The sequence below is a fragment of the Serratia sp. CY52157 genome (assembly GCF_052168495.1).
GTDB lineage: Bacteria > Pseudomonadota > Gammaproteobacteria > Enterobacterales > Enterobacteriaceae > Serratia > Serratia ureilytica.
In genome coordinates this window covers 88,410-109,810 of sequence record NZ_JBJNMO010000001.1, presented here as the reverse complement: position 1 = coordinate 109,810, position 21,401 = coordinate 88,410, and the positions used below count along the sequence as shown (strand labels likewise).

Below are 21,401 nucleotides of genomic sequence, written 5' to 3'. Positions count from 1 at the left end.
TTCACGGTGAGAAGATTAGGCGTCGAGCGCCTTGCTGATCTTCTCGTACAGATCGCCGGACAGGTTTTCCAACCCTTTCAGCTGTTCCAACGCTTTGCGCATCAGCGCCTGGCGACCGGCGTCGTAACGCTTCAGGCGAATCAGCGGTTCGATCAGGCGCGCGGCGATTTGCGGGTTGCGCTGGTTGAGATCGCTGAGGATCTCCACCAGGAATTGATAACCGCTGCCATCCGCCGCATGGAACGCCGCCGGGTTGCCGGAAGCGAAGCCGCCGATCAGCGAGCGGGTGCGGTTCGGGTTGCTCAGGCTGAACGAGCGGTGTTGCAGCAGCGCACGCACCTTGCTCAACACATCCGCCGACGGGCTGCTCCCCTGCAGCACGAACCATTTGTCCATCACCAGGCCATCCTGATGCCAGCGCTCGTCGAACGCCGCCAACAGCGCATCGCGACACGGCAACTGGGCCGCAACCGCAGCGGACAGCGCCGCCAGCGAGTCGGTCATGTTATCCGCCTGGCGATACTGTTCGCTCACCAGTTGGTCCGCCAGCGCCGCATCTTCGCCGAACGCCAGATAACCCAGGCACACATTGCGCAAGGCGCGCTTGGCGATGTCGGCGTGCTCCACGCGGTAGCCGTCGGTCTTGTTGGCGTGATACACCGCCAGCCACTCATCGGCCAACTCCCGCGCCAGGCAGCGAACGATCGCTTCGTGCACCGCGGCGATCGCTTCCGGATCGATGGTGGCGAACAGTTCAGCGATTTCGTTCTCCGACGGCAGCGTCAGGATCTGCGCCGCCAGCGCCGGATCCAGCGTCTCGTTCAGCAACACCGCACGGAACGCGTCGGCCACGTGCAGCGGCAGCGACAACGGCTGCTTCTGCTGGTGCCGCGCCACGTTCAGTTTGATGTAGGTCGCAAGCAGGCTCTGCGCCGCATCCCAACGCGCAAACTCATTGCGCGCGTGCTGCATCAGGAAGGTCAGTTGCTGATCGCTGTACGGATAATCCAGTTTCACCGGCGCAGAGAATTCACGCAGCAGCGACGGCACCGGCTTGTGCGCCACGCCGTCGAACACGAAGGTCTGCTCCGCTTCGGTGACGTTCAGCACGTTGTTGACCGGCAGGCCACCCTTCTGCAGCGCGATGACGTTACCTTCGCTGTCGTACAGCTCGATATCCAGCGGAATATGCAGCGGCAACTTCTCAGGCTGATCGGCGGTCGGCGAGGTTTTCTGGCTGACATGCAGGCGATATTGCTGAGTTTCCGCATCGTACTCGTCGCGCACCGTCAACAGCGGCGTGCCGGACTGGCTATACCAACGGCGGAAGCGCGACAGATCCACGTTGGACGCGTCCTCCATCGCCTGTACGAAGTCATCGCAGGTGGCGGCGCTGCCGTCGTGGCGTTCGAAATAGAGCTGCATCCCTTTCTGGAAGTTCTCTTCCCCCAGCAGGGTGTGCATCATGCGGATCACTTCAGAACCTTTCTCATACACCGTCAGGGTGTAAAAGTTGTTCATCTCGATGACTTTATCCGGACGAATGGCATGCGCCATCGGGCTGGCGTCTTCGGCGAACTGCGCGCCGCGCATCACGCGCACGTTATCGATGCGGTTGACCGAACGCGAGCCCAGATCGGAACTGAACTCTTGATCGCGGAACACCGTCAGCCCCTCTTTCAGGCTGAGCTGGAACCAGTCGCGGCAGGTGACGCGGTTGCCGGTCCAGTTGTGGAAGTATTCGTGGCCAATCACCGCTTCGATGTTCAGGTAATCTTTGTCGGTGGCGGTTTCCGCCTTCGCCAACACGTATTTGGAGTTAAAGATATTTAACCCTTTGTTCTCCATCGCGCCCATATTGAAGAAATCGACCGCCACGATCATATAAATGTCGAGATCGTATTCCAGACCGAAGCGGGTCTCGTCCCACTTCATCGAGTTTTTCAACGAGGTCATCGCCCAGTCGGCGCGATCCAGGTTGCCGCGATCGACAAACAGCTCCAGCGCGACCTTACGGCCGGAACGGGTGGTGAAGCTGTCGCGCAGCACGTCGAAGTCCCCCGCCACCAATGCGAACAGGTAGCAAGGTTTCGGGAACGGATCCTGCCATTGCACCCAGTGGCGACCATCGGCCAATTCACCCTGGCCAATACGGTTGCCGTTCGACAGCAGGAACGGATAGCGCGCCTTGTCGGCCACGATGCGGGTGGTAAAGCGCGCCAGCACGTCCGGGCGATCCTGGTAATAGGTAATATGATGGAAGCCTTCGGCTTCGCATTGCGTGCACAGCGCATCGCCGGACAGATACAGCCCTTCCAGCGCGGTGTTTTTCGCCGGATGAATATCGTTGACGATGGTCAGAGTGAATTGTGCCGGCAACGCTTCGACGATCAGCTGGTTATCCTGCTGACGATAGGCGCTCCACGGTTGACCGTCGACCTGAATGCTCACCAGCGTCAGATCCTCGCCATCCAGCACCAGCGGTGCGCCGGCCGCGCCCTGACGTTTGATTTTACTGACGGCGGTCACGCGCGTGGTTTCCGCGTCCAGACTGAAGTCCAAATCGATGTCGGTCGTGGTGTAATCGGGCGCGCGATAATCGTGGCGATATTTTGCCTGTGGCTGTTGTGTCATAAAAACCCTTAAACGTCTCAGTGAGTTATAGGTGCCAGGCCGCTCTTCTCCTCCGCGCCGTCGCTGGAGATTTCCCCTGCGGCGCTCGGCGAACCTGATTGTGAATAAACTGTATCACAGCTGGCTGAAAAGCCCAGATCCGCCGGGCAAGCGCGATAAAGAAATCAGAGGCAAATCATAGTTCACCCACCAGATGGCAGCACGGGTGACCAATGGCTAAATAAAAATCAGCATTTAATGCTAAAAAACCGCCTTCGCGGCGCTCCGGCATTGTTGAGGCGGCACAGGCGGCATGATGGTATAATTGCCGAATCAGGCTCAGGGATGACTCGCACTATGAAAATCAAATACGCTATCTATTTTTTCACCCTGTGCCTGATGACCTCCTTCTCGCTGTTCATCGTCGAGGAACTGCTCGAAGCCCATACCGAGTACCGCGATAACCAGCTCAACCTGTATAAGATCGATCGCGCCAAAGAAATCTCCGAGGCCTTTCAGGCTTCGCTGCAGGCTCACCGTCTCAAACGCTTGAGCCTGATCGATCCGCAAATCACTCGCGCGCAGTGTCTGGCCGCCGATCGGGTGGCGCGCGAGAAAATCGCCCGGATCCGCGAGCATCTGAACGACACGGTCGCCAGGGAGCTGGGTGTGCGGCAAAAAATCGCCGCGCTGTCGATGATCGGCCTGATGGAACAGTTGCTGGATAACGACAACCTGCAGCTTTCGCAGGTCAACAACGCCAACGCCAACCTGTTCAACATCAACAGCGCCTACTACATCTCGCAAACCAGCAAGAGCTATTACCGCTACACCTACGATACCCGAATGGTGGATACCGACTCCTTTATGTTTCTCGAGGCCATTCGCCTCAACAACCGGCTGAATATGTCACTGACGGAGTTAAGCGATCAGATTATCGACGTCAACGTCAGCCCGCTCGATCGCAAAGACGCCTATCTGAAGTCCATTCAGTTGACCGGCGTCCTGAACGCGCTGAGCACCCGGTTGATCTTCATGAAGCTCAACTACGACGACGTGCAAACCACCAGCATCGTCAATCAGTTGCTCACCCAGGTGTCTACCGAACGCCTCAAGCAGATTACCGATGGGCTATACACCGCCATCAATACCCAAAAGCCTTATCCCGCCGCGCTGATCTCGCGCTATGTCGACGAGTTGAGCGGGCTTTCTCAGACGCTGTATCAACGCAGTTTCGAGCTGGAAACCGTCGCTTCGCGTCACAAGATTTATGACAGCCAGACCACCATTTACGGCATGATCGCGCTCGCCGGTCTGGGGGTGCTGCTGTTCATTTTGCCGGCGCTGGTGTTCTGCACCAACATCAACCGCTGGTTGACCAAAACCCACAACAATATCGTGCGGCTGTCGCGCGGCGAGATGAATATCGATCGCAACGACGCCTTCTACAGCCGGGAACTGATCGCCATCAGCGACGCCATTCAACAGCTCAGACAATATCAGTTGGACAAGGTCTCGCTGGAAAGCGAGAAACAGCTGCTGATTAAAGAGCTTGAGGCCTCTTCCTTCCTCGATCCGCTCACCAACATTTATAACCGCCGTAAATTCTTCCTCGAATGCCAGCTATTGGGCGACGGTAGCTACCCGCAGGCCTTTTGCCTGATCGATATCGACAACTTCAAACAGCTCAACGACAGCTACGGCCACGATGTCGGTGACCGGGCGCTGGTGGAATTCGGCCATCTGTTGCAACGCGCGTTTCGCGCCAGCGACATCTTCTGCCGCTACGGTGGTGAAGAGTTCGCGGTGCTGCTGGGCAACTGTTCGTTGGACAACGCGCGGGACATCATGGAGCAATTGCGCGCCCGCACCCATCGCCTGACGCTGAATCTGGCCGACGGGCGGCAAGTGCGTTTCACCACCAGCTGCGGCATTGCGCCGGTCAACGCGTTCACTGCGCTGCAGGCGGCGATCAAACAGGCGGACGAAGCGCTTTATTTTTGCAAAAAGAACGGCAAGGATCGGGTCAGCGTGCACACCCAGGCCGGGTTTATCTGATTTGTTGTTTAAAATAATTAACATTATAATTTTTATGACTAATTAGGCTAAGTCATTCACCTTACAGGCATATCTGGCTTTTTTCCCCCGCCGCCGTCGCCAGCCCGCCATAAAGGCACGTTTAATCCTCGACCCGCTTCGGTGATTTATGGTGTGATGCAGCTTCAATAACAGGATAATCCGGGTATACTCCACCCCCACTTTTATGATTATCCGGATTTGGACACGCGCCTGACGAGGATGCTGTAACGCGCTATGACTCAATACGCTTCCCCGATTTTGACATCACTGCTTGATACCGATGCTTACAAGCTTCATATGCAGCAAGCAGTGTTCCATCGCTATCCCGCGATCAGCGTGGCGGCGGAATTCCGCTGCCGCGGCGACGAACTGCTGGGCGAATATGCCGACGAGATCCGCGCGCAGGTCGCCCTGATGAGCCAGCTGGCGCTGACCGACGCCGAATTCGCTTACCTTTCGGGCCTGCCTTTCTTCCGTCAAGATTACCTGAGCTGGCTGCGCACGTTCCGATACGATCCGCAGCAGGTGACCATCGACAACCGCGACGGCAAGCTGCAAATCCGCATCGCCGGGCCGTGGCGTGAAGTGATCATGTGGGAAGTGCCGCTGCTGGCGGTGATCAGCGAAGTGGTGCACCGCCGGCGTTCTCCGCTGGCGACGCCGGAACAGGCGGTAGCCCACCTGCAAACCAAGTTGGCGCAGTTCAAGACGCTGGCGGGCGATTTGGATCTTTCACGCTTCAAGCTGATGGACTTCGGCACCCGTCGCCGTTTCTCCCAGGGCGTACAACAGGCCATCGTCAGCACCTTGCAGGCCGAATTCCCGTACCTGTCGGGCACCAGCAATTACGATCTGGCGCATCAGCTCGGCCTGGCGCCGGTCGGCACGCAGGCGCATGAATGGTTCCAGGCGCATCAGCAGATAAGCCCGGTGCTGGCCAACAGCCAGCGCGCCGCATTGCAGGCCTGGCTGGATGAATACCCGGATCAGCTTGGCATCGCGCTCACCGACTGCATTACCATGGATGCTTTCCTGCGCGACTTCGGCCCGCAGTTCGCCGAGCGTTATCAGGGGCTGCGCCACGATTCGGGCGATCCCGTCGAGTGGGGTGAGAAAGCCATTGCCCACTATCAGAAACTGGGCATCGACCCCATGAGCAAAACGCTGGTGTTCTCGGACAACCTGGATCTGGAAAAAGCGCTGGCGCTCTATCGCCACTTCTATCAGCGCATCAATCTCAGCTTCGGTATCGGCACGCGCCTGACCTGTGATATTCCGGGCGTTAAACCGTTGAATATCGTGATCAAGCTGGTCGAATGCAAAGGCAAACCGGTGGCTAAGCTCTCCGACAGCCCCGGCAAGACCATCTGCCAGGACCAGGCATTCGTGCGGGCCTTGCGCAAGGCCTTCGATCTGCCGCTGGTGAAGAAAGCCAGCTGAACCTTCTCTATATAGAGAGAAAGAAAGCCGGCCCGGTTTACGCGCCGGCTTTTTTGTTTTTATCCCGAACGCCCTCTTTTCAGTCAGCCGCGATAAATGTTGCGCCAATCCGATGATTTCTGCTTGTGCTCTGCACCGCGGCAAGTAACATAGCCATTACCCCCATATTCTTGGGTTGTAAGCTATTTCTAAACCAAATTATTAAAGAGAGAAATCTATGAGCGTAGTGCCTGTAGTCGACGTACTGCAAGGTCGTGCTGCGGTTGACAGTGAAGTCACCGTACGCGGCTGGGTACGTACCCGGAGAGATTCAAAAGCTGGTATCTCCTTCCTGGCCGTCTATGACGGTTCCTGCTTTGATCCGTTACAGGCCGTCGTTAATAATTCTCTGCCGAATTATCAGGATGAAGTGCTGCATCTGACCACCGGTTGTTCGGTTGAAGTCACCGGCAAAGTCGTCGCTTCACCGGGCGAAGGCCAGAGCTTCGAACTGCAGGCTACCGCAATCAAAGTGGTCGGCTGGGTCGACGATCCGGACACTTACCCGATGGCGGCCAAGCGCCACAGCATCGAATACCTGCGCGAAGTGGCTCACCTGCGCCCGCGCACCAACCTGATCGGCGCCGTGGCGCGCGTACGTCATACTCTGGCGCAGGCGATCCACCGCTTCTTCCATGAAAATGGGTATTTCTGGGTCTCTACTCCGCTGATCACCGCCTCCGATACCGAAGGCGCCGGCGAGATGTTCCGCGTGTCCACGCTGGATCTGGAAAACCTGCCGCGCACCGACAAAGGCACCGTCGATTTCAGCGAAGACTTCTTCGGTAAGGAAGCCTTCCTCACCGTTTCCGGCCAGCTGAACGGCGAAACCTACGCTTGCGCGCTGTCGAAGGTTTACACCTTCGGCCCAACCTTCCGCGCCGAAAACTCCAACACCAGCCGCCACCTGGCGGAGTTCTGGATGATCGAACCGGAAGTGGCCTTCGCTACGCTGGACGACGTCGCCGGCCTCGCCGAAAGCATGCTGAAGTATGTGTTCCAGGCGGTGCTGGATGAACGTGCCGACGATCTGAAATTCTTCGCCGAGCGCGTGGATAAAGACGCTATCGCTCGTCTGGAGCGCTTCGTGTCTTCCGATTTCGCCCAGGTGGACTACACCGACGCCATTGAGATCCTGCTGGCCTCGGGCCAAACCTTCGAAAACCCGGTTTCCTGGGGCATCGATCTCTCTTCCGAGCATGAACGTTACCTGGCGGAGAAACACTTCCAGGCGCCGGTGGTGGTGAAAAACTACCCGAAAGACATCAAAGCGTTCTACATGCGCATGAACGAAGACGGCAAGACCGTCGCGGCCATGGACGTGCTGGCGCCGGGCATCGGCGAAATCATCGGCGGCTCGCAGCGTGAAGAACGCCTCGACGTGCTCGATCAGCGTCTGGAAGAGATGGGGCTGAATAAAGAAGACTACTGGTGGTATCGCGATCTGCGCCGCTACGGCACCGTGCCGCATTCCGGTTTCGGCCTGGGCTTTGAACGTTTAATCGCCTATGTCACCGGCGTGCAAAACGTGCGCGATGTGATTCCATTCCCGCGCACGCCGCGTAACGCAAGCTTCTAATTTATACGATCACACGTTTTTTAAACGATTTCGTTACAAAACAAAGGCCAGCATCGCTGGCCTTTCGCATTTTTTAATATTGACGCACGTCACAAAGTTCCCGAAAAATTACATTTGGTTACACATACTTTCCTTTTGCAACCTGATTGGGACATTGGTATCATTTTCGTCCTAGATTAACCCGCCTGTGAATGGAACACTGCGTTCAGACACAGGACGACACCAATCTATCAACAATAGTTCCCAAAGAATTATTGGCGGCAGTGGCAAAGGTGTCCGAATAACACCAATGAGGGTAATAATGATGAAGCGCAACATTCTTGCAGTGGTAATCCCGGCTCTGTTGGCTGCTGGTGCAGCAAACGCAGCTGAAATCTACAACAAAGACGGCAACAAGCTGGATCTGTACGGCAAAGTTGACGGTCTGCACTACTTCTCCAAAGACAAAGGTAATGACGGCGATCAGACCTATGTTCGTTTCGGCTTCAAAGGTGAAACCCAGATTACTGACCAACTGACCGGTTACGGCCAGTGGGAATACAACGTTCAGTCCAACCACGCCGAATCTCAGGGCACCGAAGGCACCAAAACCCGTCTGGGCTTCGCCGGTCTGAAATTCGCTGACTACGGCTCCTTCGACTACGGCCGTAACTACGGCGTACTGTACGACGTGGAAGGCTGGACCGATATGCTGCCAGAGTTCGGTGGCGATACTTACACCTACTCCGACAACTTCATGACCGGCCGTACCAACGGCGTTGCGACCTATCGTAACAACAACTTCTTCGGTCTGGTTGACGGTCTGAACTTCGCCGTTCAGTACCAGGGTAAAAACCAGAACGACAGCCGTGCTCTGAAAAAACAGAACGGCGACGGCTGGGGCCTCTCCTCTACTTATGACATCGGCGAAGGCGTAAGCTTCGGCGCTGCCTATGCGTCCTCCAACCGTACCGACGATCAGAAGCTTAACGCTACCGCTAAAGGCGACAAAGCTGACGCATGGACCGTGGGCGCGAAATACGACGCCAACAACGTCTACCTGGCGGCGATGTATGCAGAAACTCGCAACATGACCCCATACGGCGAGTCTGACTTGACTATCGCTAACAAAACTCAGAACTTCGAAGTGACCGCTCAGTACCAGTTCGACTTCGGTCTGCGCCCAGAAGTGTCTTACCTGCAGTCTAAAGGCAAGGATCTGGCTGGCCGCACCGCGCACGGCGCTCGCTTCAACGGCGGCGACGCTGACCTGGTTAAATATGTTTCTGTTGGTACCACCTACTACTTCAACAAAAACATGTCCACCTACGTTGATTACAAAATCAACCTGCTGGATGACAACGACTTCACCAAAGCTAACGGCATCGCAACTGACGATATCGTAGGCGTTGGTCTGGTATACCAGTTCTAAGTTGTCTCGCTTATCGGCGGTTCACCGTCGGCTAAGTTAAAAAACAGGGCTTCGGCCCTGTTTTTGTTTGTATCAGCCGGTAACTTTTTATCCTGCCGATTCCCCCTTCCCCATCATTTTTTCTGTCGAATCCTTCACGTTCATAAGATCGCGGTGTTTTTATCGCAAACGGTTGGCAAAGCCGATAACTGGCGCTACCCTGATGCTTCTGTCTGCTTAACTCCGAGATTTGGAAGCACCTGACATGTTTGAAAAAATCACCGCCGCACCCGCCGACCCGATCCTGGGCCTGACCGACATTTTCCGCGCCGACGCCCGCCCGAATAAAATCAATTTAGGCATTGGCGTTTATAAAGACGAAACCGGTAAAACCCCGGTGCTGACCAGCGTAAAGAAAGCTGAACAGTATCTGTTGGAAAATGAGACCACCAAAAACTATCTCGGCATTGAGGGCATCCCGGCGTTCGCCAGCTGCACGCAAGAGCTGCTGTTCGGTAAAGAGAGCCCGATCGTCGCCGATCGCCGCGCGCGCACCGCACAGACGCCTGGCGGCACCGGCGGCCTGCGCGTGGCGGCAGACTTTATCGCCAACCAGACCAGCGCCAAACGCATCTGGATCAGCAACCCAAGCTGGCCGAACCACAAGAACGTCTTTAGCGCCGTGGGCCTGGAAGTGCTGGAATACGCCTACTATGACGCCGCCAACCACGCGTTGGATTTTGACGGCCTGCTGAACAGCCTGAAACAGGCGCAGGCCGGCGATGTCGTGCTGTTCCACGGTTGCTGCCATAACCCGACCGGTATCGATCCAACGCCGGAACAGTGGGCGCAGCTGGCTGAACTTTCCGTCGCCAACGGGTGGTTGCCGCTGTTCGACTTCGCTTATCAGGGCTTCGCCAACGGCCTGGAAGAAGATGCGCAGGGCCTGCGTATTTTCGCCGCCAAACATAAAGAACTGATCGTCGCCAGTTCCTATTCGAAAAACTTCGGTCTGTACAATGAGCGCGTCGGCGCTTGCACTATTGTAGCCGCCGATGCCGAAACCGCCGATCGCGCCTTCAGCCAGGTGAAAGCGGCCATTCGCGCCAACTACTCCAACCCGCCGTCACACGGCGCCGCCGTTGTCGCCACCATTCTGGGCAACGATGCGCTGCGCGCGATGTGGGAACAAGAGCTGACCGATATGCGCCAACGCATTCACCGCATGCGTCAGCTGTTTGTGAACACCCTGCAGGAGAAAGGCGCGCAGCAGGACTTCAGCTTCATCATCCAGCAGAACGGCATGTTCTCGTTCAGCGGCCTGACCAAAGAGCAGGTGCTGCGTCTGCGTGAAGAGTTTGGCGTTTACGCTGTGAACTCGGGCCGGGTGAACGTGGCGGGCATGACGCCGGACAATATGGCGCCGCTGTGTGAAGCCATCGTCGCCGTGCTCTAAGCGCGTCGGCGAAAGCCACCAGTTTGAAGGGGCGCGCTATGCGCCCCTTAATTATTTCTGCCGGGAAATGATCGTTACCACACCGCCGGCTCTTCGCGCAGGAACGGGTTGGTCTGGCGCTCGTGACCGAAGGTCGACATTGGACCGTGGCCGGGAATAAAGCGCATGTCGTCGCCTAACGGCAACAGCTTGGTGCGAATAGAGGCGATCAGCGCCTGATGGTCACCGCGCGGGAAGTCGCTGCGTCCCACGCCGCCGTTAAACAGCACGTCACCCACCAGCGCCAAACGCGCCTGCTCATTGATAAAGACGATGTGGCCCGGTGTGTGCCCAGGACAATGCAACACCTTGAGCTTCATCTCGCCCACCTGCATCTCATCGCCTTCCGACAACCAACGGGTCGGGGTCAGCGGCGCACACTCTTCCAGCCCGAACATCCGGCTCTGCGCCGGCAAACCATCCAGCCAAAAAGCGTCCTCTTTATCCGGGCCGTAAATCGGCACCTGATAATGTTCCGCCAGCTCCGCCGCCGCGCCGACGTGATCCAAATGGCCGTGCGTCAGCAAAATCTGCGTGATTGTCACACCCTGCTTCGCCACTTCCGCTTTGATTTTTTCCGCTTCGCCGCCGGGATCGACCAACGCCGCCTGCTGCGTGTTTTCACACCAGATCAGGCTGCAATTCTGGCTAAAAGCGGTAACGGGAATAAGATGGTATTTCATAAGGCTCCAACGACAATAACGCCGCCTCCGCAAGGAGCGGCGTTATTCACTGAGGGCACCGCGATTACCAGCTCCGAACCGGGCCGGTATCGATGTGCACGAAGTTGCTACGTGGATAATATCCTACACCACCAGCGCGCATTTTTAACGCCGCTTTACGGATATTACTCAATTGGATACCTTCAATATGGAAATCCATCGCCTGGCCCTTGGTATGGTAGCTGTGCTTGGCCACACCACGGCTGTGCGCGCGCAATTCGTTGTTGGTATCTACGGAACGGTAACCGGAGATCAGCTGCACCGGCTTGCTGGTACCCAGCAGCCCCTGCAGGCGATAGAGGTGATCAAACAAACTGGGATCGATCGATTTAACCTTGTTGGCGCGATAATCGCGGAACAGATGATTTAGCCGAACCAACTCTTCTTTATTGTAGCCTTTGCCGTCAAAGAACTCGGCTTTAATAGATTCACCGGTATTCAGGTTATTCAACACTAAAATACGCGGTCGAGCGGTGGAAAGACTGGCAAACGCCTGCCCTGGAAGCAGCGCTATGCCCATAGCTGCGCCGCCTAGCGCCAGCCATTTACGGCGATGATGATCAATTTTGTCCATGACTCTGTTAAACCCGGCAAGAATGTCAAAATAAATGCACAAAGCAGCGCACTGTCCGAACCATAACCGCCTGCGTATGCTGAGTCAACCCGCGATACGCCTAGGTTTACAGGCCCCCAGGTAAGAGGGCCTGCGGTATAGCCAAACATTCTGACCGTTATTTATTTATAATTACTGCATTTACTGCATTAATTTTTTGGCCTGAGCCAAAATTTGTGCGCCCGATCTCACCGTATTATCATAATTGTAAATATCTGTACGGAATTGCGGTTGGCCGTCATCCGAAACCCAGGCGGTCAGATAATACAGTTTTACGGGAATACGCTGGCGAATATTCACATAAGTGGTATTCCCTTCTTTCAGCGTGGAGGAAACGCGGCTATTGTTCCAGCCGGCATCCTGCAGCAGCATATTCGCCAAATCGGAAGCCTTGTTCACCCGCACGCAGCCGGAGCTAAGCGCGCGAATGTCTTTCTGGAACAGGCTGTGGTTCGGGGTATCGTGCAGGTAGATCGCGTCCGAACTCGGCATATTGAACTTGAAACGCCCCAGCGAGTTAGTGGCGCCCGGCGCCTGGCGCACGCGATACGGGAAGTTGCGCGCAGAGACCATGCTCCAGTCGATCATCGCCGGGTTGATCACCTCCGCATCGTTGCTCCAACCAGACAGCACGGTATAGCCGTGTTTCTGGAAATAGTTACCGTCGCGCATCGCCTTCGGCACGATATCCTCACGCACCAGCGTAGTCGGTACGTTCCAAGGCGGGTTGACCACCACGTTGTTCAACGCGCTGCTCATCAGCGGTGTCTTGCGGCTCGGTCGCCCGACGATAACGCGGGAGGACAGCACTTCGTTGCCGTTCTGGTAGTAGGTCAGCGAGTAGTTGGGAATATTCACCATAATGCCGGTGCCGACATGCCCCGGTAAAATTCGCAGACGTTGGATATTCAGCGCCAGCAGCGCGGCGCGGGTTTTCGGTGACACGTTGAGCCACTCGCGAGTGCGCACGCCGATCACGCCGTCCGCCGTCAGCCCCTGCCATTTCTGGAAACGTTTGACGCCCTCCACCAGCTCGTTGGTATAGAGGTTGTCGCTCACCACGCTGCCGACCTGCGGCGGCGTCTGTTCAGCGGTCAACTCCGTCACCGGCGCCGCCGACGGACTGACCGTCACACGCCCCTTCTCTTCGTCTACCGTCAGCCCGCCGTCATCAGGCTCATTGCTCTTCGCCGAGACGACCGCCGGCTCCGGCTCGGCCTCCGGCGCCGAAGCGGCCAGCATGCCAGTGCGCGTCAGGATTTCACGCAGCGCAGGAATATCGTTGCTCATTTGTCCTGGGCGCAGGCTCGGGCCGCTGCCCACCTGTGGCCAGGGGCGGTTATCCGCCAACATATCGCGCAGCGCCTGATGCATCTTGGCGTATTGCGGGTGCTGCGGCGCGAGCGAATTCACGTAGCTCAGCGTGCGCGCCTGACGCACCGCCAGCTGCCATTGGTTGATCACCGCAGTGGGCGGCAAGCCAAGCTTGTAGGGAATATTGCTGTACAGCCAACTGGTGCCGTTGGCGCCGATAGCGGACACGAACTGCAAATAGCCCAACATCGCATCGGACAGCACCACATCGCGGCCTACGTCATTGAGCGCCGGATTGGTCAACATCTTCACCCATTGGGTGAACTGCGGCTGCACGCCGGACATCGCCAGCTCGGCCAGCTGCTGTTGAAACTGCTGAACGGCCTCGCGATCCTGCCACATCGGCTGCATATGATTCGCCGCATACAGCGGCGCCAGCGTGGAAAGGTAGTGCAAATCCATGCCGCGCGGCAACGCGGCCAGCAGTTCAGAACGGCTCTGCGCAACGGACATGCCTGCTGATGCCACCGGTAACGCCGTTACGGTGGCCAATGCGGAAAACGACGACACAAGACTACAGGCGATAGCGCCACTCAGCGCCAAACGTCGTAGAGAGTTTCCCTTTTTAAGCAACATCCCTTGCCCCCTGTATGCTCACAAAAAAAACGTCAAAAAACTGCATATAGCTTCAGTATACAAACAGAAAGGCCGTTTCGCCCTGCGGACGTCGAATTACTGTTTATCTGATTAAACTAACCGCTTTTCAACGGATAAAAAAGCAGGACTATCATCCACGCGCACAAAAAAATAGCCACCCTGCGGCGGCTATTTTCAGATTTTTAGGGCGTTTTTCTGCGTTACGGCGTTTCGACCGGCGCAGTGCCCAGCGCCGGCGGCTCGCTGGCGAAACCGCGCAGCCCCACCACGTGCACATGCTCGTGGTTCTGGAACACCTTACGCACCAGTTTATAGGTGGTGCCCTTCTCAGGACTGATGTTTTCCGGCGCCGCGATAATCAGCTGCATCTCAAGACGGTCACACAACTCGAACAGCGTGGCGATCGATTTAGCATCCAGACGCGCCGCTTCATCGAGGAACAGCAGGCGACATGGCGAGATATCTTTACCGCGCAGGCGGCGGGATTCTTCTTCCCAGCTCTGCACCACCATCACCAGAATTGACATCCCGGTACCGATGGCTTCACCGGTAGACAAGGCGCCGCTTTCCGCACGCAGCCAGCCGTCGGAGCCACGGTACACTTCCACTTCCATCTCCAGGTAGTTGCGGTAGTCCAGCAACTCCTCACCGATGGTTTGCGGCGTGCGCTGCCCCATATCGATCTGCGGATTCAGACGCTGATACAGCTTGGCCAACGCTTCGGAGAAGGTCAGGCGGTTGCTGTTGAACAGATCCTGATGCTGTTCCTGTTGCTCGGAGAGCACGTCCAGCAGGGTGGCGTGCGCTTCGCGCACGTTGACGTTCAGACGGACACTCTTCACCTGGCCGAAAGCAACGGCCTGCAACCCCTGGTTCAGCATGCGAATGCGGTTCTGCTCGCGCTGAATGGTTTTGCGAATGATGTTGGCCACGCTTTTCGAACTGATCGCCAGCTTCTGCTCGCGCGCGGTCAGTTCTTCGGTCAGACGGCCCAGCTCAATCTCCATCTGCTCGATGGCCTCGACCGGATCATCGGTACGGATGATGTCCTGGCGGATACGCTCACGCAGGTGTTGGTACACCGCGATATAGAACTGAATCTTACGCTCCGGCCGCTTCGGATCTTCCGACAGACGCAGCACGTCGCGCAGGTGTTCGTTGTCCGCCACCGCCAGACGCAGCGCGCCGAGCGCCTTATCCGACATCGAGCGCAGCTCGTCGCCATCCATATACGCCAGCTCGCGGCGGTGCAGGCGGCGTTCCACGCCGTTGTCTTTCACCAGACGCATCACCGCGCACCAGCCCGCCTTGGCGGTCACCACCTGCTCGCGCAGCTGATGGTAGTCGCGTTCCAGCTTGCGCAGTTTCTTCTGCAGGCCATCCATTTCGGCTTCGCAGAAGGTCAGCTGTTTCTCCAACTGATTGCGGCGAGCGCGGTTGTTGCTCAGCGCCGCATGCAGCTCGTCTCGGCGCTGACGCGCGCGCGCTTCCGCGTTGGCGTCGGCCTGCACGCCGATATCCACCAGCTCCTGGCTCAGCTCTTTCAGCATGTCGCGCTTGGCGTCATACGAGCTTTTCAGCGAGGCCAGCACCTGGCTGTATTGGGTGAACTGGGTTTGATATTGACGCAGCTGCTCACGGGCGCGGGCGCGTTCGGCTTCCGCCTGTTCCAGACGCTGGCGCAGCTTGTCGTTGAGATCGTTGTTGGCATTCTGCATACCGGCGGAGTCGGTATAGCTGAAGTGCGCGCGACGCTGCACCACCTCTGTCAACGCGAACGCCTGCTGTTTGGCCTGACGCTGCACGCTTTGCGCCTGCGCGTAGTCCTGCTGCAGCTGTTCATGCTGCTGCGGATCGCTCTGCAGCACCGACAGCAGCGGCTCCAGTTTGGTCAGCGACACCCCGTGCTGTTGAATGTGGCGCGCGGCGTCCTGCGCTTCTTCCAGCTCTTCACGGATCTCGTCGACGCGATCCTGCAGCGTTTCATCGTTCAGCAACGACACCAGCGGCATCAGGCGGTTGAGCGCGGAAATGCCCTCTTTGGCCTGATCGTACTGCTGGCGCTGCTGCTGATTCTGCGCTTCGTGATTGTTCAGCGCACGTTCGATCTCGCCGCGACGGGCGTTCAGATTGCGGATCTCCGCTTCCGGGTCAGCGTCGAACGCCACCGCCAGATGGGTGCCGATAAAGCGGCTGAAGGCCTGATGCGAACGCTGGGTTTTCTGCACGTCGAACGACAGCGTGGCATAGCGCTCCGCCAGCGTTTCACGCTCGGCATGCAGCACTTCCAGACGGTTTTCGCGCGCCGCGCGGCCGAACAACGGCACTTCCGGGTAGCGGGAATAACGCCACTGGCGATCGGCGATCTTCACCACCACCGCTTTGTCCTGCTCTTCGACGGCGAATACGCTGTCATCGAACGACTGCGGATCCCCTTCGATCAGGTAAAGATCTTCCGGGCAATCTTCCAGCCCTTCCAGCATCTCGCGCACCAGCGACAGATCCGGCACCACGATGGCGTGGCGCGAAGGGCCGTACAGCGCCGAGAAGTAAGGCGCGTCGTCGATGGTGACATCATCGTAAATTTCCGACAGCAACACGCCGCCGAAACGTTCGGCCAAGGTGACCAGGCGTTGATCTTCCGCGCCGCCCGGCTGGCTGAGACGTTCGATCTGCGCTTCCACTTCGCGCTTGCGGGCCGCCACCTCGTCGCGCTCGACGGTGGTTTCACGCTCACGCTCCAGCAGCTGCTGCATGTATTCGGTCACCTGCTGGCTGTTTTCTAGCGGCTCTCCGCTCTGATCGCTGAGCTGGCTCAGGGCGTCCTGCGCCGCCAGCCACACCGGCGCACGCGCCGTCAGTTCACGGATGCGCTGCTGGATCTGCTCCAGCTCCTGGCGCATCTCCATGCGGCGTTCACCGGCTTCGCTGACGTTCTGCGACAGCGCTTCCAGGCGCTCTTCCAGCTCCTGCTGCAGCATGTCGAGATCGTCCGGCTGGTACTCCTGACCATGGCGTTTGCAAAATTCTTGCAGCAGCCGCTCGGCGTCCTGCTGCGAGCGCAGGCGCTGTTCCAGTTCGCTCAGGCGCAAACGCAGCGGCTGAACGCGCTCGGCGAGGTGTTGCTGCGAAGGCCAGTCGCGCAGCAATTCGCGCGCGCACTGCCAGGCTTCGCTGCGGCTGACCTGGCCGGCGATTTTACCCACCAGCTGATAGGCCTGCTCGAACTGGCCGTGCGCGGCGTCGGCCACGCTCAGCTTCTGCTCCAGCATCAGCAGCGCTTCGGTCGCCTCCTGCTCGCGAGCCTGGAAGGTGTCCAGCCACTGTTCAGCGTTGTCGGCGGTCAGGTCCGGCAGTTGGCACAGCGCGCGCGCGCGCTCCAACGCCTGCAGCGCCTGTTGGTACTGAATGGCGCGGGTCTGCTGCACGTCAAGCGCCTGCTGGTAGTCGGCCAGCTGGCTCTTCAGCTCGTCCACTTCCAGCTCGGCCGCTTCGGCGCGCGCTTCGTTCTCGGCCTGCTGCTCGCTCGCCTCGGCCACCACTTCGTTCTGCTCTTCCAGACGGTAGGTCAGCTCTTCCAGATCGGCTTCATAGCGTTCGATCTTCTCCTGCTGACGCATCGCCGTCTGCACCAGGTTCAGGTGGTCGCTGGCGGCCTGGTAATCGGTTTCCAGATCGGATTCGGCGCCGCTCTGCTCGCTCAGCTCACGCGCCATTTCCACATGGCGATACTGTTCGGCGGCCAGCTGCTTGCGGCTGCCCAACAGATCGCTGCGCAGCGCCAGCGCGCCGTCCAGGTGGATGCGGCGTTCGTTGGCATGGCGCATATAGTCCGCCGCCACATAGGAGGTGGCCTCGGAGATCAAATGCTTGAACAGGTCGCGATCCGACTGGGTAACGCGGATCGCTTCCAGCGTCATGCGGTTTTCGCGCAGCGCCGCTTCCATGTCCTGGAACGCCTTGCGCACGCCGCTGTTTTCCGGCAACAGGTAGTCGCGCAGCGAGCGGGTGATGGCGCTGGAGATGCCGCCGTACAGCGACGCTTCAATCAGACGATAGAATTTGCTGCGATCGGCGGACGAACGCAGGCGTTTCGGGATCACGCCCAGATCGAACATCAGCGAGTGGTAATCGGTGATCGAGTTGAACTGCTTGAACTGCACGCCTTCCATCTCTTCCACGCGCTCTTTCAACTCTTGCAGCGACAGCACGCGCGCCTGGCGCTCACCCACGGTCTGGGTCAGCAATTCAGTCGGCTGTACCGCGGTCGGCAGACCCTGGATGGTGAAAGGTTTGATATCGACCTTGCGATCGCGTCCCGCCACCTGCTGCAGACGCACGCCAACCACCACGCGCTGGTGGCGCGAGTTGACGACGTCGAGGGTGGAGTAACATACGCCGGCGCGCAGCTTGCCGTGCAGGCCCTTGTCGCGCGAACCGCTGGTGGCGCCCGCTTCGGTGGTGTTACGGAAGTGCAGCAGCGTCAGATCGGGGATCAGTGCGGTGACGAAGGCCGCCATGGTGGTGGATTTCCCCGCCCCGTTCCCGCCGGACAGCGTGGTCACCAGCTCATCGAGATCAAAGGTGCGGGCAAAGAAGCCGTTCCAGTTAACCAGCGTCAGCGAGCGAAATTTACCGCGTTCAATCATTCCTGTTCATCCTCTGCACCGTCAGGAGCGTTATCAACCTGCTGATCCTCAGCGTCATTCTCATCGTTAAGCGACAGGCTGGTTTCAACCGGCATCGCCTCGCCGTCGCGAATCATGCGCAGCTGCGCTTCACGCGGATCGTCGCCGCTGCGCACGTCGGCGCCGAAGCGGAACACCGCCTCGGTAATGCGGAACTTGCTGCTGTCATTGCCCATGAAATAGACCATGCCGAGGCGGCGCAGGCGGTTGAGCGAGGTGCGCACCTTCTCGTGCAGCTTCTGCCGATCGAGATCCGAACCGGTAGAGCGCTGGTTGACGAACTTGAGCAGCTTGTTCTCATCCGCCAGGCTCAGCAGTTCATCGTACAGCTCCTGATGGCTGAAAATGCCTTCGTGCGCCAGGCGCTCGGGGCTGAGATACAGGTAACACAAGATCTTGCCGACCATCATATCCAGCTCGGACAGCACCGAACGCGGGATCAGCGTGGTGGAGCGCGGGCGCAAATAGAAGAAACCTTCCGGCGCCCGAATCAGCTCGACGCTGTAACGGTTGTAAAACTCTTCCAGCTCATCCTGGAAATCCATTAAAAAGGCGTGGTTGTCCAGCTCATCGATACCGATGTGACGACCCGCGCGCAGTTGGCTGTCCAGCGCCGGGAACAGCGAGTTGGACAACGCTTTGGCCAGCTTGACTGGCATTACTTGTTCAATATTTGTCGATGACATGGGCCTGGACCTTGGCTCCGTAATCATTGATTGCCTGCCATTCCGCCGGCAACCCTGAGAAATCTGCTTCAGCCACACCGAGGCGCACTGCCTGGTCGACCACTAAACGTGCCACGTCGAAATGACGCGCACGCGGATATTGCGCCAGGTAATCGCGCATCACCGCTGCAAGGTTGAGCGGCATCTGCTGTTCCTGGTACACCTTCAACGCCTCTTCGATCATCGCCGCCAGCTGTTCGCGAATCTCGCTGAACTCTTCGAACTCCAGATCAGGCGGCAGTTCCCCGGTCACTTCCTCGCTGCGCAGCGCCAGTTCTTCGTCGCGCATGTCCAGCAGACGATCGGCATTGGCATGAGTCAGCGCCCACGGGTGGTCGAAATAGGTTTGCACCGACTGGCGCAGGCGTTGGGCGAACACGCGGTTTTTATCCATATCGATAGCGGTACGGATAAATTTGTGCACGTGACGATCGTAGCCGATCCACAGGTCGATCGCCTGCTGGCCCCAGCTGATGATGCGATCCAGCTTGCTCTGCAGATCGAACACCAGCTTGTCGACGAAGCCGAGCTCCACGTTGCCGAGGGTTGCGTCCTGGATGCGCAGCAGATTGGCCTGCAGCTTGTCGCCCGCCGCATCCAGCGTATCCTGCAGTTCGCGCAGGGTGCCTGAGGTTTCCGACAGCAGCATTTCGCAGCTGGAGATCGCCGCCCGCCAGTCTTTGCTCAGCAGCGCCGCGATGTCATTTTTCACGCTCTGCTGCTGCTCGTCCATCACGCGTTGCGTCATGTCGATGCTGTCGAAGATTTCCGCCACCGAATATTTCAACGGCGCGAACACGTTACGGTGCCAATGGAAATCGTCGCCGCCCTCGTCGGCGGCATCGGCGGCGCGCTTCAGTTCCTGCGCCACGATCGACAGCTGCATCGACAGACGCAGCGTGGAGAATTCGCGTTGGCGAATATAGTAATCGGTAATGCCGATACCCAGCGGCGTCAGGCGGTAAATCGCGTTACCGTCCGCCAGTTCGCTGGTAAAGCGGTTCAACAGGCGCTGGCGCACCATGTCGTTGATCGCATTGTTGGCGCGCATCGCCACCGTTTCATGCGTCTGTTCAAAACCCTTGCTGACATGGCGAAATGCATCAACCAGCTCACCTTCGCTCATCTCGCCGTCCAGCCGTTCGCCATTCAGGGTGGCGATAGCGAGCAGAAATGCGAGACGCTCCGTAGGGAGCGAAATAGAGAAATCATTTTTCCGTGCCCAGGCGACCAGTTCGGGTACTGTCTGGGAAAATTCACTCATAGTTCGTCCTTCAGGTTTGGTTTATGCGCCATGACGTGAATATAGCGCCCCAAACTCACGTACGGCTCCTGCCGGCAATAGTGCTGTTCAAGCGCCAGTAACTCTTCAAATTTTTGGGTTTGCAGCTGTCTGCTCTGCAGATAGTCGTGGAACACCCGCACGCCGGTTTTGCCGCTGATGCGCATGCCCAGCTGTTCCAGCCAGCCGTAGACCAATAGCGGATCGTGCGGATATTGCGGCGACAGCGAACGCTTGCGGCGCCGTCTGACCTCGGGATCCACCAATTGGAAGTTACCCAACACCACGTTACGCATCAAGAGACCGTTGGCGTTGAAGAACATCAGCGACAGTGCGCCGCCCGGCGTCAGACAATCGCACAACGCCTGCAGCGCCGCCACGGGTTCAGCGATCCATTCAAGCACTGCATGAAACAATATCAGATCAACCGGCTGTTCCAAATGTTGAGCGATATCCTGCGCAGAACTTTGTACGAATTGCATGTTCTGGCTCACACCTTTCTGCTCCGCCAGCTGCGCGGCGCGCTGGATCATCTCACCAGAAAGATCGCACAACAACACCTGATGTCCTAATTCTGCCAGTTGGCAAGCCATATGGCCTTCACCGCCCCCGGCATCGAGGATGCGCAGCGGCCGCTGCGGCAACTGGGCCAGCAGCCCGGTAAGATCCTGCCAAACCACCGCCTGGCGGATTTTTCCTTTCGTGGTGCCGTAGATATTACGCGCAAATTTTTCAGCAATATCGTCAAAATTACGATCCTGCATG

The 21,401-nt window shown here is 58.0% G+C and carries 13 protein-coding genes; 5 read left to right on the top strand and 8 right to left on the bottom strand.

Annotation, left to right across the window (positions count from 1 at the left end; all coding sequences use genetic code 11):
• Positions 1-15: 15 nt before the first annotated feature.
• Positions 16-2,634 (bottom strand): aminopeptidase N, encoded by a 2,619-nt coding sequence (pepN, locus tag ACJ8IP_RS00465; protein ID WP_442524270.1) that lies wholly within the window; start codon positions 2,632-2,634, stop codon positions 16-18.
• A 336-nt stretch (positions 2,635-2,970) separates the two neighbouring features.
• On the opposite strand from pepN, the gene ACJ8IP_RS00460 reads away from it, so the two are divergent.
• The 5 genes from ACJ8IP_RS00460 to ACJ8IP_RS00440 all read left to right on the top strand — a co-directional run bounded on the left by ACJ8IP_RS00460 (position 2,971) and on the right by ACJ8IP_RS00440 (position 10,596).
• On the top strand, positions 2,971-4,671 hold the full coding sequence (locus tag ACJ8IP_RS00460) for a GGDEF domain-containing protein (RefSeq protein ID WP_042784121.1): 1,701 nt from the start codon (positions 2,971-2,973) through the stop codon (positions 4,669-4,671).
• A 255-nt stretch (positions 4,672-4,926) separates the two neighbouring features.
• A complete protein-coding gene (gene pncB / locus ACJ8IP_RS00455) occupies positions 4,927-6,132 on the top strand; it encodes a nicotinate phosphoribosyltransferase (RefSeq protein ID WP_033642577.1) in 1,206 nt (401 codons plus the stop codon).
• Between the two features lie 217 nt (positions 6,133-6,349).
• Positions 6,350-7,750, top strand: a complete 1,401-nt coding sequence (gene asnS, locus ACJ8IP_RS00450; RefSeq protein ID WP_033642576.1) for an asparagine--tRNA ligase — start codon at positions 6,350-6,352, stop codon at positions 7,748-7,750.
• Between the two features lie 301 nt (positions 7,751-8,051).
• Positions 8,052-9,161, top strand: a complete 1,110-nt coding sequence (ompC, locus tag ACJ8IP_RS00445; RefSeq protein WP_269474401.1) for a porin OmpC — start codon at positions 8,052-8,054, stop codon at positions 9,159-9,161.
• 244 nt (positions 9,162-9,405) lie between these two features.
• Positions 9,406-10,596: an amino acid aminotransferase gene (locus ACJ8IP_RS00440; RefSeq protein WP_033642574.1), complete on the top strand. Its 1,191-nt coding sequence runs from the start codon at positions 9,406-9,408 to the stop codon at positions 10,594-10,596.
• A gap of 74 nt (positions 10,597-10,670) precedes the next feature.
• Here the strand turns inward: ACJ8IP_RS00440 and ACJ8IP_RS00435 are convergent, their stop codons facing one another.
• From ACJ8IP_RS00435 to cmoM, 7 genes are all read right to left on the bottom strand, one after another.
• Positions 10,671-11,318 carry an MBL fold metallo-hydrolase gene (locus ACJ8IP_RS00435; RefSeq protein ID WP_033642573.1) on the bottom strand — a complete coding sequence of 216 codons (648 nt, stop codon included), beginning with the start codon at positions 11,316-11,318 and terminating at the stop codon, positions 10,671-10,673.
• A gap of 64 nt (positions 11,319-11,382) precedes the next feature.
• Complete coding sequence (locus tag ACJ8IP_RS00430) at positions 11,383-11,931, bottom strand: YcbK family protein (RefSeq protein WP_004928217.1); 549 nt, start codon at positions 11,929-11,931, stop codon at positions 11,383-11,385.
• A gap of 180 nt (positions 11,932-12,111) precedes the next feature.
• Complete coding sequence (gene ldtD, locus ACJ8IP_RS00425) at positions 12,112-13,920, bottom strand: L,D-transpeptidase (RefSeq protein WP_071991639.1); 1,809 nt, start codon at positions 13,918-13,920, stop codon at positions 12,112-12,114.
• A gap of 221 nt (positions 13,921-14,141) precedes the next feature.
• Positions 14,142-18,590, bottom strand: coding sequence for a chromosome partition protein MukB (gene mukB / locus ACJ8IP_RS00420; RefSeq protein WP_033642571.1), 4,449 nt, complete (start codon positions 18,588-18,590; stop codon positions 14,142-14,144).
• Positions 18,587-19,315 (bottom strand): chromosome partition protein MukE, encoded by a 729-nt coding sequence (gene mukE, locus ACJ8IP_RS00415; protein WP_004928226.1) that lies wholly within the window; start codon positions 19,313-19,315, stop codon positions 18,587-18,589. The genes mukB and mukE overlap by 4 nt, the downstream gene beginning before the upstream one ends.
• Positions 19,296-20,618, bottom strand: a complete 1,323-nt coding sequence (gene mukF / locus ACJ8IP_RS00410; RefSeq protein WP_004928228.1) for a chromosome partition protein MukF — start codon at positions 20,616-20,618, stop codon at positions 19,296-19,298. Before mukF ends, mukE begins: the two co-directional genes overlap by 20 nt.
• Positions 20,615-21,400, bottom strand: a complete 786-nt coding sequence (gene cmoM, locus ACJ8IP_RS00405) for a tRNA uridine 5-oxyacetic acid(34) methyltransferase CmoM (protein ID WP_033642570.1) — start codon at positions 21,398-21,400, stop codon at positions 20,615-20,617. Before cmoM ends, mukF begins: the two co-directional genes overlap by 4 nt.
• Between the last annotated feature and the right edge of the window lies 1 nt (position 21,401).